Here is an 18,171-nt window from a genome sequence, read left to right as displayed (position 1 = left end):
CTTTTGACCCTGATATCCTATTAAATCCGTGTTTTATTCTCAAGTTGCTTTGCCGTAAATTCATAAACCGCAATTCCATATTCCGGCAGATCAACCAGTACGGAATGGGAATATCCGTCGCAGTCCCCTTTATCCACAGTCAGCTGCTTTGCCTGTATCTTTTCGTGGCTGCCCAGCACCAGACGGTACTTGCAGTCTGCCGGAACACCGACACGGAACTGTTTTCTTGCCACTGGCGTAAAGTTTAGTACAAACAACAGGTTTTTTTTGCCATCCGGACTGATGCGGATAAACGAATACACACTGTTGTCCACATCATTGGCATTAATCCATGCAAAACCTTCCGGCTTATAATCCGTCGCATACAGGCACGGATAACTGCTGTAGAGCTTCATGCACTTTTTCGTAAACTGCTGCATTTCCTTGTGGGACGGATCATCTAACAGATACCAGTCTAATGCACGTTCTTCGCTCCACTCGTTCCACTGGGCAAATTCCTGCCCCATAAATAACAGCTTCTTGCCCGGATGTCCGCACATATAGGCATATGCAAGCTTTAAGTTGGCAAACTTGCTTTCCCGGTCGCCCGGCATTTTACCAAGCATTGAACATTTCAGATGAACAACCTCATCATGCGAAAGCACCAGCACAAAATGTTCACTGTACGCATACATTAAACTAAACGTCATCTTGCTGTGGTTAAACTTTCTAAAATACGGGTCAAGCTTCATATATTCAAGGAAATCGTGCATCCAGCCCATGTTCCACTTAAATGTAAATCCAAGGCATTCTCCGTTGTCCGGGTCACCGCTGACCATCGGCCATGCCGTTGATTCCTCAGCAATCGTAACTGCCTGCGGAAAACGCTTGCGCATCATACTGTTAAAATGCTTTAAAAAGCTCATCGCTTCAAGATTGCCGTTGCCGCCGTATTTATTCGGAATCCAGTTACCTTCTGTCCTTCCGTAATCCAGATACAGCATGGATGCCACCGCATCGACCCTCAGACCGTCTACGTGGAACTTATCCACCCAGTACATGCCGTTTGCAATCAGGAAATTGGATACTTCATTTTTACTGTAATCAAAAACTTTCGTTCCCCAGTCCGGATGTTCACCCTTTCTGGAATCCGCATATTCATACAGGCACTGTCCGTCAAATTCCGCCAGTCCGAATGCATCTTTTGGAAAATGTGCCGGTACCCAGTCTAAAATAACCCCGATTCCCTTCGAGTGCATGTAATCCACAAAATACATAAAATCCTTTGGCGTTCCGTAGCGTTTGGTTGGCGCATAATAACCTGTTACCTGATAGCCCCATGAACCGTCAAACGGATATTCTGCAATACCCATCAGTTCCACGTGCGTATAGCCCATATCCTTTACATAGTCTGCCAGCTCCGGCGCAATCTCACGGTAATTCATAAAACCGTCTTTGGTACCGTCCTCTTTCTTTTTCCATGAGCCGAGATGACATTCGTAAATTGCCATCGGACTTTCTAAATGATTTTCCTTTTTCTTCTTTTCAACCCAGCTTTTATCGGTCCAGTGAAAACCTGTCAAATCCGTAATAATAGATGCATTGTCCGGGCGAAGCTGGGCTTCATTGGCATACGGGTCTGCTTTATAAATTGCTTCTCCCTGCGGTGTCACAATTAAGAACTTGTACATCTGACCAACCTTTGCACCCGGTATGAACAATTCATAAATGCCGCCGTCTGATACCGGTTTCATATCGTATCCGTAGGCTTTCCAGTCATTAAAATCACCGACTACAAAAATATCCTTTGCATGAGGCGCCCACACCGCAAAATAGACCCCTTCCTGTCCGTCCTTTACTGCCTTATGTGCGCCCATCTTGTTGTAAATCTCATAATGCGTACCTTCCCCAAAAAGATACGCATCCAGTTCTGTCATAAATACATCTGTTGAGTCTTTTTTAGCCATAAATATTCCGCCTCCGCCTTTACAAATTTTATTCTGCTGTCTGCACGTTTATGATTATTAATTGTACCATACTCTACAGATAAATACTATTTATATTTTTTTTGCTTTTTTGTACAAAACTAAAACTAAGTGTGCTATACTTTGGGAAAAACATATATAATGATGTATACAAAAAAGGAGTACGTATTACAATGATTTACAATTTAATCAGTTCTGATTTGATAAAAGAAGTTACTTTTATCAGTGTGCTGTTTGCATTTATTTTGACCTGCGCAGCCATTGCTTTAGGCAAGAATATCCTTCCGCGCGATGCCGGACGTGCCTATGCCATCAACGGTTCCAAATCCGTTGGCAAGCCGCGTGGTGCCGGAATTATCTTTATACTGACTTTCACACTTTCCTGCGTGTTATTTATCAAACTGGATGCGGAAATTATCATTTATCTGATTTTAACGCTTGCGGCAATGTTAAGCGGCTACTTAGATGACAGTTCTTCTTCTCCGTGGGGCGAATTAAAAAAAGGACTGATTGATTTTGTCATTGCCTTAATGGCTGCATTTACTTATCTGCATTACAACCCGAATACCTTTGAACTGGCATTCTTTTCAAAAACCGTAACACTGCATCCGCTGATTTACGGATTTTTAATTGTCGTTTTAATCTGGGTAAGTATTAATGTGACCAACTGCTCTGACGGCGTGGACGGACTGTGCGGCACACTTTCTGCCGTAACGCTTTCCACTGCTTACGTGCTGTTCCGTGTATTTGACATTGAACCGTATTTCCGTCATGTAGTGCTTTTAATGATTGTATGTATTTTAGGCTATCTGTGGTTTAACGCTTCACCGAGTAAATTGTTAATGGGCGATGCCGGTTCCCGTGCAATCGGTATTTTTATTGCATTTGTATTCTTAAAGCTGCACCACCCGCTTTTATACATTCCGGTGGCGATTATGCTGATTTTAGACGGCGGTCTCGGACTGATTAAGGTTTCGTTTATGCGTTTCCTTCATATTAATCTGATGAAAAATATCCGCACACCGATTCATGACCATATGCGCAAGAACAAAGAATGGTCTGACGCTCAGGTTGTCTTTCGTTTTGCGATTATCCAGATTGTCATCGGACTGGCTGTTATTTACGCGATTTTGTAGGCATTTATGAAACACTCAACCACAAAAACCGCATATTACCACCTTCCCGGCCTGTTTGAATTTTACGATTTATACAGCGTTTTCCTGCCGCTGTTTTACAGCCACCGGGAATATTTTTACGACTGGTGTGACATTGCTTCTGTCTACGGTGCACCGGCCGACTGTATCTGGGGCGGCGGACGTGTTGAATCGGGAAACCGGGAGCCGCGCAAGGTTTTAGCACTGTTGCGGGAATACGGCATTTCAGCACGGCTTACCTTTAGCAACTCGCAGTTAGAACCCGTACACCTTGCTGATAAAAAATGCAATGCGCTGTGTGCCCTGTTCTCGGAAAATGACCGTGTACAAAACGGTGTGATTATTCACTCGGATTTATTACTGGACTACTTAAAATCACACTATCCAAACCTATATTTTGTGTCATCGACAACCAAGGTTCTGACAGATTTTGCGGACTTTTTAAATGAAGTAAAAAATGATGATTTTCTGTATGTTGTACCGGACTTCCGATTGAACAAGGCATTTGACAGACTCAATACTTTGCCGGATTTGCAAAAAAACAAGGTGGAATTTTTGTGCAACGAATGCTGTTTCTTTGGCTGTATGGACAGAAAACGCTGTTATGAAGCCGTAAGCCTTAACAATCTCGGCAAAGACTGTCCTGACCACCGCTGTAATGCACCGGATGCAAAGACTGGCTACCGTTTTTCCAAAGCCATGACAAATCCCGGTTTTATCGGGATTGATGATATTCAAAATATTTATCTGCCAATGGGATTTTCCAACTTTAAAATTGAAGGCAGAGGTCTGGGAAGCGCACTGATTTTAGAATTTCTTCTATATTATATGACAAAACCCGAATATCAGATTCATGTGCGGGAGGCTGTGTATCTGGATAATATGCTGGATTTGTTTTAGTGTGGCATAGTTTATATGCCACACCTATATCCACGCTGCTATCTTACTCCTGCTTATTTAACCTTCTCTGTCTTCTGTGTTCCCGCTCCTGTAACTGGCGCGCATGCAGCTTTTCGGCACCTGCATCGTCCGTACGCTTTAAAATTTTCACTGCATAATACTGCTCATCATCGGTATGTTTAATCTTAAAACGTCCTTTTATCAGCCCGTGTTCCTCACAAAAAAACAGACCGTAATACGTCTTTCCGTTTGTCGCAAACCACTTAATTTTCCGCTCCATCGGCTTTCCGCACAAAAAGCAGTTGCAGGAGCGCACCAGCCTGTCATTTGCCGCCTTTTCCCGCGTATCAAATACCCGCGAAATATATTTACTGTAATTGCCGAAATTCATGCAGATTTCATCTTTGCGCCGCTTTGGCACGCGGTACGTGTCAATACTGTAAAATGCCCGCACCTTTTCAAAGTCCAGCAGTTTCATAAGCTGTGCCGTATACCGTGCATCAGACAGTGCCATGTGATACTGCTCCTTTTCCGCAATGCCACGCTGTTCGATTGCTGTCTGGAGTGCCGGTCTTTCTTTTCCATTTAAAAAACACAGACTGTATAATTTCTGTACATCATAGAATAAAAACGGCATCGGAAATTCCGCTTCTATGGCATAGTGATTTAAGTTACGCTGTAATTCCACCAGGTCCGTACTGCCCCAGGTGCAGAAAATGTAATCCTGTCCACACCATTCTAAAAAATCCAGTGCAGTATCCACAAAATGCTCCCCATCCGCAAGCATTTCCTGTGTAATGCCCGTTACTTCCCCGCAGACAGAATGAAGCACCGGATACACCTGCGGGCAGACCAGCCTGTCAAATTCATCTATGACATCAAATTTATTGTCCAGTTTTACGGCACCCATCTGGATAATCTCAAACGGCATGCCCGGCAGTGTATATTTTTTCCCCTTTGCACTCTGATTCCACTCTAAATCTAATACAATATAATTCATCATTATCACCAATCCGCTGTCTGTGCAGCTATTTTGTTCTTTGATTATATCAGAGTTTTATCTATCTGCAAAGTACCGTTTCTTACGATAGCTGTCCGTGCTTTTCGTAATTGGAAACGCGGCTGATATGATTTTCCTCATCGACAAAGACGACCTTTGGCTTGTGGTCTGCGGTTTCTTTGGCATCCATCTGGCAGTATGCCATGATAATTACATGGTCGCCGACCTGCACCTGTCTTGCCGCCGCACCGTTTAAACAAATCATGCCGCTGCCCGGCTCTCCGTCAATCGTATACGTTTCAAAACGGTTTCCATTTTCCACATCGACAATCTGTACCTGCTCATATTCCAGAATGCCCGCCGCTTCCATAAGCTTTGGGTCAATCGTGATACTTCCCACATAATTTAATTCTGCCTGTTTCACAACGGCTCTGTGAATTTTTCCTTTTAACATTGTAAGCTGCATCGTTTTTCTTCCCTTCCGAAATTTTTTTCAAATTTTTCTTATAAAATGCGGTTATCAATCAGTCTTGTCTTTCCAATGTATACGGCAATCGCCATTAAGACAGAATCCTGAATCGTTTCTACCGGCTCTAACGTATTCCAGTCCACAATTTCCACATAGTCCGGCTTTGCAAGCGGTTCTGCCGCCAGCTTTTCACGGATTGCCGCAGACAGTACTGCCGCACTGCGCTCTCCGTTTTCGTAAAGGTCTTGTGCTGCCTGTAAAGACTGGTTTAAAACAACTGCCGCTTTTCTTTCCTGCTCGTTTAAATAGGTGTTTCTGGAACTTTTTGCCAGTCCGTCTGCTTCTCTGACAATCGGGCAGCCCACAATTTCAATGCCGAAATTCAAATCCGATACCATGTGGCGGATAACGGCAAGCTGCTGTGCATCCTTCTGTCCGAAATATGCCTTATCCGGCTGTACAATGTTGAATAATTTTGATACAACCGTACACACGCCGCGGAAATGAATCGGACGTGTTTTTCCACAAAGACCTTTCGTCAGCGTATTCATATCCACAAAAGAGGAGAAATCCTTGTGGTACATTTCTTCCGGCTGTGGGTGGAAAATCAGCGCCGCACCTGCATTTTCACACAAAGCGCTGTCACGCTCCATGTCGCGTGGATAACTTTCCAGATCTTCACCCACACCAAACTGCATCGGATTGACAAACACGCTGACAACAACCTTATCATTTTCCGCAACGGCTCTGTCAATCAGGCTCTTATGACCTTCATGCAAATATCCCATGGTCGGCACAAGACCGACACTTAATCCCTGTGCTCTCCATTCTTTTACCTGTGCCCTGACTTCTGCAATCGTTTCTACTATCTTCATTTTAATCTTTATCTCCATTCCCGCAGGCACATTCTGTCTGCTTTCCATACGGACCGTCTGCTTTTGCTTAAAAACAGTACCGCCGGAACATGCTGTGCCTGCATTTTTTTATTTACATATCTCTATGACACCTGTGGATTGTTCCGTGCTGCACACTCCCACAATCCACTCCCTGTATCTTAGTAGAGCTTTCCCAAAACCTCATCATCTATTTTAAACGTATGCTCCTCTGCCGGATACGTTTCTGCCTGCACTTCTTTGATGTAATTTGCAAAGGCTTCTTTCATAACACTGCCGACTTCGGCAAAACGCTTGACAAATTTCGGCGTGTAATCCGAAAACATGCCCAGCATATCCTGATAAACCAGAATCTGTCCGTCACAGCCTGCACCCGCACCGATTCCGATTGTCGGAATGGTCAGCTGCTCTGAAATGATTTTTGCCAGCTTTGCCGGTACACACTCTAATACCAGCGCAAATGCGCCTGCTTCTTCAACTGCCTTTGCATCGTCAATCAGCTTTCGTGCCGCCGCTTCATTTTTTCCCTGCACCTTAAAGCCGCCGAATGCATTAATGCTCTGCGGTGTCAGACCGAGGTGTGCCATAACTGGGATTCCGGCATCGGTAATCGCCTTAATCTGCGGGCATACGGATACGCCGCCCTCTAATTTTACTGCATTGGCACGGCCTTCCTTCATCAGCCTTCCCGCATTGACCACCGCGTCATACACCGAGGTCTGATATGACATAAACGGCATATCCACAACGACCAGTGCATTTTTCGCACCTCTGGCAACTGCCGCTCCGTGATGAATCATATCTTCCATGGTCACGGAAATTGTATCTTCATATCCTAAAATTACATTACCAAGGGAATCGCCCACCAATATTCCATGGATTCCCGCCTCATCCTGCAATTTTGCGGTTGAATAATCATATGCCGTAAGCATTGCAAGCTTCATGTGATTCTTTTTTGCTTCTTTAAAGGTCTGTACTGTATTTTTCATCCATAATCCTTTCCAGTGCCGTATAATCCCGCTGCGGATTTCTGCACTTTGCCAACGCTGTCAGTTTTTTTGAAATACTCCGGTAAACCGCTTCCTCGTCACTCCCCTGCAATGCCGCAAGGTGATTTTTTACAGTCTGTACATCTGCCCGCTCGACAGGACCTGTAAGGGCTTTTGCGCACCCGTTTTTTACAATTGAAGACACATTTTCCGTTATCAGCGGTGCAAGCAGTTTTCTGCTTTCTTCTTCTGCAAAACCGCATTCAGATAAAAGCTGCTGTGCAGAATAAAAAAGCCCCACAACTGCATTGCTTGCAAGCACTGCCGCCGCATGATACTTTACCTTGTCCGCACTGTCTAACCCGTATACGGTGTGTCCCAGTCCTTCAAACAGACTGCGCATAACCGCAACCGCTTTTTCACTGCCTTCCATTGTCAGATATGCTTTTTGAAATTGTAACCAGGAAGTTTCTTTATCGCTGAACGCGTACATTGGATGAATAGAACAACCGCACGCTTTGGTGCGTTCTATTCCTGAAAATACATTAGATGATAATGAGCCGCTAAAATGGCAGATCTTATAACCGGATAAATCCATATCCATCGCTGCAATACAATCCCATACATCTGCAATTACACCGTCGGGTGTCGTAATAAAAAGGGTATCGCTTGCTGTTATTAATTCTTTTAAACCGTCAAATACGGCTGTCTTTGTAAAAGCTGCCGCCCATGCAGCGCTTTCCTTTGTTCTACTGTAAAATCCTGTTACCGGAATGTGTGCTTCGCTAAGATATTTTCCTAACGTCACACCGACTTTCCCGGCGCCGATAATTCCTATTCTTATGCTATCACCTCATTTTCTCCCGCTTACGCACAAGTCCTGCCACCGCGATAGCTCTTACTTTCGTAATGATGCTTCGCTGTGCTTTTCTTATGCCGGGGTAATCGTGTGGCAACGCACTATCATCTGATGCAGCTTCATCTCCGAATGCCGCTCAATACTAAAACCAATGAAAGCATAGCACAAGATAGGATAATTTTCAAGCGTTTTATCTGCCGCCAAAAGCAGCAATCTGTGTATCGGTATTGTAGCCAAGTTCTTTCATTCTCTGCTGCAAATGTTTTAAAGCTTTGTCATACTCCATAAATGCTCCGTAAGTGTTGTTAAAATACGCCAGTGCTTTTTCTGTATTGCCGTCTTCCTTTGCCTGCCATGACAGTGTTGCAAAATGATGTAAATCGTTGTGTGCCTTTACCAGTGCCGTATATTCACTGCTGCGCACCAGCCTTTCATCGGTCTGCCTGTTTAACCACTTACCAAGCTTACAGCCTGCCGGATTGTCCACCTGCTTTTTCTGTAAATGTTCAAATCCCACAATATTGTTGTATACACGCCAGGTCAGCACATAGTGATCCACTTCAAATACACGCATCCAGTCCTGCTGTGTAATTTCTGAACAGCCGCGTACCAGATCACTTCTTGTCTTATCCAGATACCGGCCCACCTCAAAAATACGGTGTCCCGACTGTAAGCAGTCTTTGGATAAAACACTGTAGCTTTCAGAAATATTTCCCATCTGCATTGCAAAGGATTTTGTAACGCCGGTCTGTGTATCAATATCATCAAAAATACTGTCCACACGCCCGCGGATACTGTCCATCTGTCCGTTCATCTGCTCTAATGCCGCCAGGGACTTTTCAACCTTTTTACTGCCCTCGCCAAGGCTCTGTGTCGTTTCTTCCATCGCCGTAGCAAGCTCGTCAATATTCGTTTTTAACTCCGATACGTATTTTACAATATCTTCGGCAGACTCTGCGGTATTAATAGACAGCTGGCGCACCTGGTCTGCAACGACGGCAAAGCCTTTTCCGGATTCACCGGCTCTGGCTGCTTCTACAGATGCATTCAGCGCCAAAAGATTACTCTGGTTGGCAACTTTTTTAACTAAATCTACAATTTCTTCGATTTTACCGATTTTACCCTTAAAATCCTGCACACGGTCATTAATCGCCTGTATTCTTGTAGACGACTGCGTAACCGCTTCAATACTGTCATTCATATCATTGGTTACATTCTGCGAGGACGACAGAATTTCATGGGTATTGTCCCGGATATGTCCCATGGCTTCTGAAATGTTTTCAATGGAGTCCTCCAGATGCCGGCTCGCACTTTCCATATCCTGTATTGATTTGGTCTGGGTTTCGACCTGATCTAATGTGTCTTTAATGAGTGTATTATCCCCGATAACGCCCATCGTTTCATTTAACCGCATCACAACCGGATTATTGGCATTCTTAAATGCGTGCAGCATTGCATTGATTTTTTCTGCATATACCGGATTTTTAAATTGTGTAACATCTGCTTCCTCAAAATTCCCATTTGCAATCTTATCCATTGCTTCTAATAATTGATGCGCATCCTGCCCGGGTAACAGCCCCGCCTGCTTTTTCTTTTTAAACATACACTTTCTCCTCTACCGTATATACAATTCCTAAAAACTTTGGGTATATCGTACCACACATTTTAAGATTTTTGTACTGTTTTACCATATTTTTTTGAAATATTTGAAATTTTTATTAAATTTGCACAACAAAGACTTTTTTATTTTCTATTGACTTAAAACATTTTGCGTATTATAATACGACCATTGTGACATTGAATGTTACGTTGTCCGTTTTGGAAAAACTCAAAACGGATTCAAGACAAGGCAAAAGTATCTGCCGGAGTCTTACAAGCGATTTTTACAAGGACCACTCTTTTATTCAGAGTCAAGGCCATACGGACAGCCGGGTCCACTGCCGATTGGCGGCTTGCCGCCTTATTGATTGAGTTAGAAGCTCAGTTTTATAAGTTGGTTACTTTATAACCGAAATGCGTATTTACGCAAACTTGTGAAATGGTCAATAAGAGTAGTAAAAGTAGTGTTGCTATATAGACTCTGTATGCCTGATATGATATCCCTGTCTTAAAAATATTCTGCTGTACACAGGATGGATTTGTACCTTGTCCTGCCGGTTGCAGTTTATTTTGAATCATGACATATTTATATTTGAGATATTGAACGCAAGTTGTGTAATTACAGCCTGCGTTTTTTTTATTTTGAGGTGTACTATGAAAAATTTATCCAACCAGTCCAGAGCGCCGATTTACGAGGCGCTCCAGAAATTCCGCGAAATGCGTGTCGTTCCGTTTGATGTCCCGGGTCACAAACACGGCAGGGGCAACCCGGAACTTACGGAATTTCTCGGTCAACAGTGCGTTGGCATTGATGTCAACAGCATGAAGCCGCTTGACAATTTATGCCACCCCGTTTCCGTTATCCGAGAAGCGGAAATTCTTGCCGCAGAGGCCTTTGGCGCAGCCCATGCCTTTTTAATGGTCGGCGGCACAACAAGCTCCGTACAGAGCATGGTTTTATCCTGCTGTAAACGCGGCGATAAAATTATCCTGCCACGAAACGTCCACCGAAGTGTAATTAATGCGCTGGTTTTATGCGGTGCGATTCCCGTGTATGTCAATCCCGATGTGGATCACCGCCTTGGCATTTCACTCGGCATGAGCCGTGAGCAGGTACAAAATGCCATCGAAAAGCACCCGGATGCCGTTGCGGTCTTAGTAAACAACCCGACCTACTACGGTATCTGCAGCGATATCCGCGCTATCGTCGATATGGCACACCGCGCCGGAATGCTCTGTCTTGCCGACGAAGCACACGGCACACACTTTTACTTTGGTGAAAATATGCCGGTTTCCGCAATGGCGGCAGGCGCAGATATGGCGGCAGTTTCCATGCACAAAAGCGGCGGAAGCTTAACGCAGTCGAGCCTGCTTTTAACCGGTCCGAATATGAATCCCGGACATGTGCGCCAGATTATCAACCTGACACAGACGACCTCCGGCAGTTACCTTTTAATGTCCAGTCTTGACATCAGCCGCCGCAATCTCGCACTGCGCGGCAGGGAGGTTTTCCGTAAAGTCATTGAAATGGCAGATTACGCCCGCGAGGAAATTAATGCGGTCGGTGGTTATTACGCCTTTGGCAGGGAGCTGATAAACGGCAATTCTATCTACGACTTTGACCCGACAAAGTTAAGTGTCCACACCCGTGACATCGGTCTTGCGGGAATCGAGGTCTATGACATTTTACGGGACGAATACGACATCCAGATTGAATTTGGCGACATCGGAAATATTCTTGCCTACCTTTCTATCGGCGACCGTCCGCAGGAGCTGGAACGGCTTGTGAGCGCGCTTGCGGAAATCCGCAGACGGTATCAGAAAGATTCTGCCGGTCTGTTAAGTCAGGAGTATATCGACCCGGAGGTTGTATGCAGTCCGCAGGAAGCATTTTACGCACAAAAGAAAAGCGTACCGATACGTGAAAGCGCCGGTGCGGTATGCAGTGAATTTGTCATGTGCTATCCGCCGGGAATCCCGATTTTGGCACCGGGCGAGCGTATTACCGGTGAAATTCTTGATTATATTGAATATGCCAAGTCAAAGGGCTGTTCCATGACCGGTCCGGAAGACCCGAAAATCGAGCATATCAACATTTTAACAGACGGAGGAAAACCTCATGGAATTATGGTTTAGCGAATGTCATGCGCCGGACGTCAAACACAGCCTGCGCGTGAACCGCCATTTATATTCAAAGAAAAGCGAATATCAGCAGATTGATATTTTTGATACCCCGGAATTCGGCAGAGTGCTGGCATTGGACGGCAACGTCATGCTTACCGAGCGGGACGAATTTATTTACGATGAAATGATTACACACGTTCCGATGTCCGTCCATAAAAATGCAAAGGATATTTTAGTCATCGGTGCAGGGGACGGCGGTGTCGTAAAGGAACTGACCCGCTATGACCGCGTAGAACGCATTGACCTCGTGGAAATGGACGGCGAAGTAATTGAAGCGTGCCGTGCCTATCTGCCGGAAAATGCGTGCCGATTAGATGACAGCCGTGTGCATATTTATTTTGACAATGCATTGCGGTTTATCCGCCGCTGTTCCAATGAATATGACCTGATTATTGTCGATTCCAACGACCCGTTTGGTCCGTCAGAGGGATATTTTACACGCGAATTTTACGGTATCTGCTACAACGCACTGCGTGAAGACGGCATTATGGTCAACCAGCAGGGCAGTCCGTTTTACAAGCACGATGCGGAAGCCATGCAAAGAAGCCACAAACGGATTGTGAATACATTCCCAATCAGCCGCGTTTATCAGGCACATATTCCGACATATGCCGCCGGTTACTGGCTGTTTGGCTTTGCCAGCAAAAAATACCACCCGGTTGACGACTTTGAAGCCCGTCAGTGGCAGGCACTGCATTTAAGCACGAACTACTACACCACCAAGTTACATATCGGTTCGTTTTATCTGCCTGCCTATCTTGAAAAAATGCTTGAGGAGGTTGAAGCATGAAACAAAATGTTGAAACATTTATCGGCTGTGACGCGGATTATGCTGCTGCACGGATTGTCTTATTCGGTGCACCGTTTGATTCCACCACCAGTTTCCGCCCCGGTGCGCGCTTCGGCTCAGCCGCGATCCGCCACGAAAGCTTCGGGCTGGAAACGTACAGCCCGTATCAGGATAAAGATCTGGAAGATATCTCCGTATTTGACTGCGGCGATTTAGAGCTTTGTTTCGGTTCTGCCGAATCGGCACTGGCTGACATTGAAAAAACGGCGGCACAGATTGTAAACGATAATAAACTGCCGCTTCTAATCGGCGGCGAACATCTGGTGACACTGGCAAATGTGCGTGCCGTCCTTGCCAAATACCCCGGTCTGCATATTATTCACTTTGATGCCCATGCTGATTTGCGTGATGACTACCTTGGCGCTAAATTAAGCCATGCCTGCGTCATGCGCCGCTGTTTTGACCTTGTAGGGGACGGACGGATTCACCAGTTTTGTATCCGGAGCGGTGAACGGTCAGAATTTGCATTTGCAAAAGAACATACAGATATGCACCCGTTTGATTTTGACGGACTGGAAGCGCTGACCGCCCAGCTGAAAAAGGATAATACACCGGTTTATCTGACCGTGGATTTAGACTGTCTGGACCCGTCCGTTTTTCCTGGCACGGGTACACCGGAAGCCGGAGGGGTAACCTTCCCGCAGCTTCTTACTTCCCTGCTGCTCGTCAGCCGGACAAATGTCGTAGGCGCGGACATCAATGAACTTGCGCCGATGCTGGATACAAGCGGTGCTTCTACCGCCTGCGCATGTAAGGTGCTGCGCGAAATGCTGCTGGCGCTGTATTAAACGCGAAAATCCTTATATCAAAGATTTTCGCTTCACAACAAGTTGTAATAGAAAAGAGGATTCGTATGAGTAGAGTTTTAATTATCGGCTGCGGCGGCGTTGCCAATGTAGCTATCAGAAAATGTTGTCAGGCAAGTGATATTTTTACGGAAATCTGTATTGCAAGCCGTACCAAATCAAAATGTGATGCTTTAGCTGAAAGCCTTAAAGACAAAACCGCAACAAAAATCACAACTGCACAGGTTGATGCAGACAGTGTGGACGAACTGATTTCATTAATCAAAGCCTATCAGCCGGAGCTGGTTATGAATATCGCCCTGCCGTATCAGGATTTAACAATTATGGATGCCTGCCTTGCCTGCGGTGTTAATTACATGGATACCGCCAACTATGAACCGGAAGATACCGATGACCCAAAGTGGCGCGCCATTTATGAAAAACGCTGTAAGGAAGCCGGATTTTCCGCTTACTTTGACTACAGCTGGCAGTGGGCTTACCGCGAAAAATTTGAAAAAGCGGGACTGACGGCACTCCTTGGCTGCGGCTTTGACCCGGGTGTTACACAGGCTTACTGCGCCTATGCCAAAAAGCATGAATTTGACACAATTGATACCATTGATATTCTGGACTGCAACGGCGGCGACCACGGCTATGCCTTTGCCACGAACTTCAACCCGGAAGTCAACCTGCGTGAGGTTTCCGCTCCGGGCAGCTATATTGAAAACGGCAAATGGGTTGAAATTCCTGCGATGAGCATTAAGCGTGAATATAACTTTGACAGTGTCGGTGAAAAGGATATGTATCTGTTACACCACGAGGAACTGGAATCTCTCGCCGTCAATATTCCGGAAGTCAAAAGAATCCGCTTCTTTATGACATTTGGACAAAGCTACCTGACCCATATGAAATGCCTTGAAAATGTGGGTATGCTTTCAACCACTCCGGTCAATTTTGAAGGGCATGAAATCGTGCCGATTAAATTTTTAAAGGAACTGCTGCCGGACCCTGCAAGCCTTGGCCCACGTACACACGGAAAAACCAATATCGGCTGCATTTTCACCGGAAAGAAAGACGGCAAAGACAAAACCTACTATATTTATAATGTGTGCGACCATCAGGAATGTTACAAAGAAGTGGAAAGTCAGGCAATCAGCTTTACGACCGGCGTACCAGCCATGTGCGGCGCGTTAATGCTTCTGACAAAGAAATGGGATAAGCCGGGTGTCTACACCGTGGAAGAATTTGACCCGGACCCGTTCCTTGATGCACTCGACAAATACGGTCTGCCTCGCCGTGAAAACCACAACCCGGTACTGGTGGACTAGTGAGCCAAAAATCAACGCATATAACAGACCTTTTCGGCACATTACCGACACCGTCCTATATCATTGATGAGAATGTCCTGCGGCATAACGGAGAAATTCTTGCCTCCGTTGCCGCACACACAGGCTGTAAAATTCTGCTTGCACAAAAAGCATTCTCCAATTATGATTTTTACCCGCTGCTTTCCGGATACCTGTCGGGTACGGAAGCCAGCGGACTTTACGAGGCAAGGCTCGGTGCGGAAGAAATGCCGGATAAAGAAGTTCACGTATTCTGCGGAGCTTACCGCGATGATGAATTTGAGGAGCTTTTAACTTACGCGGACCATATTGTCTTTAACTCGCCGCATCAGTTTAAAAAATTTGCACAAAAAGCAAAAGCGGCAGGCAAAAGCATCGGCCTGCGCATTAATCCTGAATGTTCCACACAGGACGGACATGCGATCTATGACCCGTGTGCGCCCGGCAGCCGCCTTGGTACAACGCGCGCCGTATGGAACCGTGAAATGACAGGTGAATGGATTTCCCTGCTTGACGGTCTGCATTTTCATACGCTGTGTGAACAGGATTCCGATGATTTGGAAACAACACTCGCCGCCGTGGAACGCAGCTTCGGTGATATTCTGCCGCAGATGAAATGGCTGAATATGGGTGGCGGACACCACATCACCCGCAACGATTATGACATTACACGGCTTGAAAAATGTATCACCTATGCACAGGATCAATGGAATCTGTGTGTGTACCTTGAGCCGGGTGAAGCCGTTGCCTTAAATGCCGGTTATCTCATTACCCGCGTTTTAGACATTGTTGAAAACAATGGGACACACATTGCCATTCTGGATACCAGTGCCGCCTGCCATATGCCGGATGTGATTGAAATGCCGTATATGCCGCCACTTTATGGTGCCAAAGCGGTGACAGATAAACCTGCCACAAACGCAGATTCAACGCATCCTGATTTTGTATACCGGTTAGCCGGGCCTACCTGTCTTGCCGGAGATGTGATTGGCGATTATACGTTTGCCGCGCCTTTACATGAGGGCAGTCTGCTGGTGTTTCAGGATATGGCAATTTATTCTACCTGCAAAAATAATACATTTAACGGTATGCCGCTCCCGGATATTTACAAAATGCAGACAGACGGCGCTTTTGTAAAACTCACCGATTTTGGCTATTCGGATTTTAAAATGCGTCTTGGAAAATACCGGTAATATGCTTCCGGCATTGTTCCGTAAAAGGCGGTACCGCAAGGATATTTTTATCCTTACGGTACCGCCTTTTTTACGCAAGTCTTTTTTATGGCTTTTACCGGCTGTCTAAAAAGAACGCTTCATTTATTTTTTGTAACCAAATTCAGGAATGTTATTCCATCTGTTACGGAAATAATGTGCTACCATCTTAGGTTTTCTGTCTCTTGTGAATAAGCCCTTCTTATTCCCCTGGACTCTTAATAAACTCTGGCTTGTAGCAAAGTCTGCAAAGTTCCATGCCTGCTCACCTACTACATAATCAAATTCATCAAATACCCTGTTATTCATCTCGTAATACTCAACCTGATATTCCTCTGTATACATAACAGATGTCGTATCATGAAGTCCGCTGACTGTATCTGCACCATATTCCGTAAACATAACCGGCTTACCAAGCTTACCCCAGTCTGTAAGTTCCTTACGAAGTCCTTCTTCAGATACTTCAAGGTCAGGACCGCCAAAATACCAGCCATAATAACGGTTAAGACAGATCACATCACTTAACTTAGCGGAACAGTCATTATCAGCCGTCGTTCCCTGAACACTTACCAGTGTACAAGGACGCTTCTGTGGATCCAGTTCCCTTGCAAGGTCATATAATGGCTTAAAGTAATCATATGCTCCCTCATCCGATGAATCCGGTTCATTGGCAATACTCCACATTACAACACAAGCATGATTCTTATCTCTGGATATGAGGTCACGGATAACATCCTTATGATGTTCCTGTGTCTGCACCCCGTGTTCCTTATCAAATGTGCTGATTCTTTCACCGCCGAAGTTTGCACCGCCGCCAAACTTAAGATTAACACCTACTGCCGTTGTTTCATCAATCACTACAATGCCTTCTTCATCGCACTGTCTCATCATTTCTTCACTATATGGATAATGGCTCGTTCTGAAACTGTTCGCATGCTGCCACTTCATAATCGCTATATCCTTGGTATTCATAGGAAGATTTATTCCGCGTCCATTTGGGAATGTGTCCTCATGCTTTCCATATCCCTTGAAATAAAATGGCTTTTCATTAATAAGGAATCTGATTCCATCTACTCTTACGCTTCTTACTCCATAAGGAAGTGTATATACATCTTCCCCTGCCGTTACCTTAATCCGGTAAAGATACGCATTTAACGGCTGCCATAATCTTACCGTATCAAGTTTTATTTCCCCTGAAATGCCATCTGCTTCGGCAACCTTTTTGCCTTCTGCATCAAATACTTCTACTTTACATGCTGTATTATCTTTATCCGCCCCTTCAATATCTACCTCATAATGAAGTGTTGCTGATGGTACAGCTTTTCCAAAGTCAATATCTGATGTCACCGTAATATCGTGAATATATGTCTTCGGTGTTGTATAGATTTTAACCGGTCTTGTAATACCACAATAGTTAAAGAAGTCAAAATTAGGATTATTCTGAGGCTTTCCGGAATCACTCTGACCTACGCCTCCCATCAATCCACTCATCATATTTGCCTTGCCGCCTACAGGAAGTGTAGAATAATCAATAACATTATTTACGGCAATTGTAAGAAGATTATCTCCATCTTCTAATACATCATTTAATTCAACTTCAAATGGAAGAAATCCACCCTTATGCTCACAGATTAACTTGCCATTCAGATAAATCTTAGCAAAATGTGTTACGGCTGCACAACGAAGCACAATTCTCTGGCTCTTTACATATGCGGGAACCGAAATATTTCTTTGATAAAATACCCATCCATAATGATCTCTGAAATCAACGCCTTCTTTTAAATCGTTATATGAAGCAGGAACCGGCATTGTATCTGCATCCTTTAATGGAGCCTCATACCACTTTTCGTCAAACCCCTTGCCATTGTCTAACTTAAAATCCCATACTCCGCTTAAATCGCTTAATAATCTTGACTGTGTTAAAATTGGATATAACATAATTCATTCCTCCTGATATTTAAACTTATT

General features: G+C 44.9%; 15 protein-coding genes. 7 read left to right on the top strand and 8 right to left on the bottom strand.

Features of this window, described 5'->3' with window-relative positions; translation table 11 throughout:
* Positions 1–20 precede the first annotated feature (20 nt).
* Positions 21–1,946, bottom strand: coding sequence for a 1,4-alpha-glucan branching protein GlgB (gene glgB, locus WMO37_RS10685; RefSeq protein WP_349154996.1), 1,926 nt, complete (start codon positions 1,944–1,946; stop codon positions 21–23).
* A gap of 191 nt (positions 1,947–2,137) precedes the next feature.
* Here glgB and WMO37_RS10680 point away from each other — a divergent pair, with 191 nt between their 5' ends.
* Positions 2,138–3,100: an MraY family glycosyltransferase gene (locus WMO37_RS10680; protein WP_349154995.1), complete on the top strand. Its 963-nt coding sequence runs from the start codon at positions 2,138–2,140 to the stop codon at positions 3,098–3,100.
* Between the two features lie 6 nt (positions 3,101–3,106).
* The gene (locus WMO37_RS10675; protein ID WP_349154994.1) at positions 3,107–4,018 is read left to right on the top strand and encodes a hypothetical protein; all 912 of its coding nucleotides are present in this window, start codon (positions 3,107–3,109) and stop codon (positions 4,016–4,018) included.
* A gap of 43 nt (positions 4,019–4,061) precedes the next feature.
* Here the strand turns inward: WMO37_RS10675 and WMO37_RS10670 are convergent, their stop codons facing one another.
* The 6 genes from WMO37_RS10670 to WMO37_RS10645 all read right to left on the bottom strand — a co-directional run bounded on the left by WMO37_RS10670 (position 4,062) and on the right by WMO37_RS10645 (position 9,831).
* A complete protein-coding gene (locus WMO37_RS10670) occupies positions 4,062–5,018 on the bottom strand; it encodes a 3'-5' exonuclease (RefSeq protein ID WP_349154993.1) in 957 nt (318 codons plus the stop codon).
* Between the two features lie 82 nt (positions 5,019–5,100).
* Positions 5,101–5,484: an aspartate 1-decarboxylase gene (panD, locus tag WMO37_RS10665; protein WP_349154992.1), complete on the bottom strand. Its 384-nt coding sequence runs from the start codon at positions 5,482–5,484 to the stop codon at positions 5,101–5,103.
* Positions 5,485–5,522: 38 nt separating this feature from the next.
* Positions 5,523–6,362 (bottom strand): pantoate--beta-alanine ligase, encoded by an 840-nt coding sequence (panC, locus tag WMO37_RS10660; RefSeq protein WP_227091056.1) that lies wholly within the window; start codon positions 6,360–6,362, stop codon positions 5,523–5,525.
* Positions 6,363–6,541: 179 nt separating this feature from the next.
* Positions 6,542–7,369, bottom strand: coding sequence for a 3-methyl-2-oxobutanoate hydroxymethyltransferase (gene panB, locus WMO37_RS10655; RefSeq protein ID WP_349154991.1), 828 nt, complete (start codon positions 7,367–7,369; stop codon positions 6,542–6,544).
* Positions 7,344–8,201 carry a Rossmann-like and DUF2520 domain-containing protein gene (locus tag WMO37_RS10650; protein WP_320055243.1) on the bottom strand — a complete coding sequence of 286 codons (858 nt, stop codon included), beginning with the start codon at positions 8,199–8,201 and terminating at the stop codon, positions 7,344–7,346. Before WMO37_RS10650 ends, panB begins: the two co-directional genes overlap by 26 nt.
* Positions 8,202–8,418: 217 nt before the next feature.
* Positions 8,419–9,831: a methyl-accepting chemotaxis protein gene (locus WMO37_RS10645; protein WP_349154990.1), complete on the bottom strand. Its 1,413-nt coding sequence runs from the start codon at positions 9,829–9,831 to the stop codon at positions 8,419–8,421.
* A gap of 650 nt (positions 9,832–10,481) precedes the next feature.
* Here WMO37_RS10645 and WMO37_RS10640 point away from each other — a divergent pair.
* From WMO37_RS10640 to nspC, 5 genes are all read left to right on the top strand, one after another.
* Positions 10,482–11,963 (top strand): aminotransferase class I/II-fold pyridoxal phosphate-dependent enzyme, encoded by a 1,482-nt coding sequence (locus WMO37_RS10640; RefSeq protein WP_022432439.1) that lies wholly within the window; start codon positions 10,482–10,484, stop codon positions 11,961–11,963.
* Positions 11,947–12,801, top strand: coding sequence for a polyamine aminopropyltransferase (speE, locus tag WMO37_RS10635; RefSeq protein WP_022432440.1), 855 nt, complete (start codon positions 11,947–11,949; stop codon positions 12,799–12,801). The genes WMO37_RS10640 and speE overlap by 17 nt, the downstream gene beginning before the upstream one ends.
* A complete protein-coding gene (speB, locus tag WMO37_RS10630) occupies positions 12,798–13,649 on the top strand; it encodes an agmatinase (protein WP_349154989.1) in 852 nt (283 codons plus the stop codon). Before speE ends, speB begins: the two co-directional genes overlap by 4 nt.
* A gap of 65 nt (positions 13,650–13,714) precedes the next feature.
* Positions 13,715–14,974 carry a saccharopine dehydrogenase family protein gene (locus tag WMO37_RS10625; protein WP_022432442.1) on the top strand — a complete coding sequence of 420 codons (1,260 nt, stop codon included), beginning with the start codon at positions 13,715–13,717 and terminating at the stop codon, positions 14,972–14,974.
* The gene (gene nspC / locus WMO37_RS10620; RefSeq protein WP_349154988.1) at positions 14,974–16,185 is read left to right on the top strand and encodes a carboxynorspermidine decarboxylase; all 1,212 of its coding nucleotides are present in this window, start codon (positions 14,974–14,976) and stop codon (positions 16,183–16,185) included. Before WMO37_RS10625 ends, nspC begins: the two co-directional genes overlap by 1 nt.
* Before the next feature lie 123 nt (positions 16,186–16,308).
* Here the strand turns inward: nspC and uidA are convergent, their stop codons facing one another.
* The gene (gene uidA, locus WMO37_RS10615) at positions 16,309–18,141 is read right to left on the bottom strand and encodes a beta-glucuronidase (RefSeq protein ID WP_022432444.1); all 1,833 of its coding nucleotides are present in this window, start codon (positions 18,139–18,141) and stop codon (positions 16,309–16,311) included.
* Positions 18,142–18,171: the final 30 nt, after the last annotated feature.

The sequence above is a fragment of the Lachnospira intestinalis genome, from assembly GCF_040095895.1.
In the GTDB taxonomy this organism is placed as follows: Bacteria; Bacillota; Clostridia; order Lachnospirales; family Lachnospiraceae; genus Lachnospira; species Lachnospira intestinalis.
This window is presented reverse-complemented; position numbering and strand designations above follow the sequence as displayed.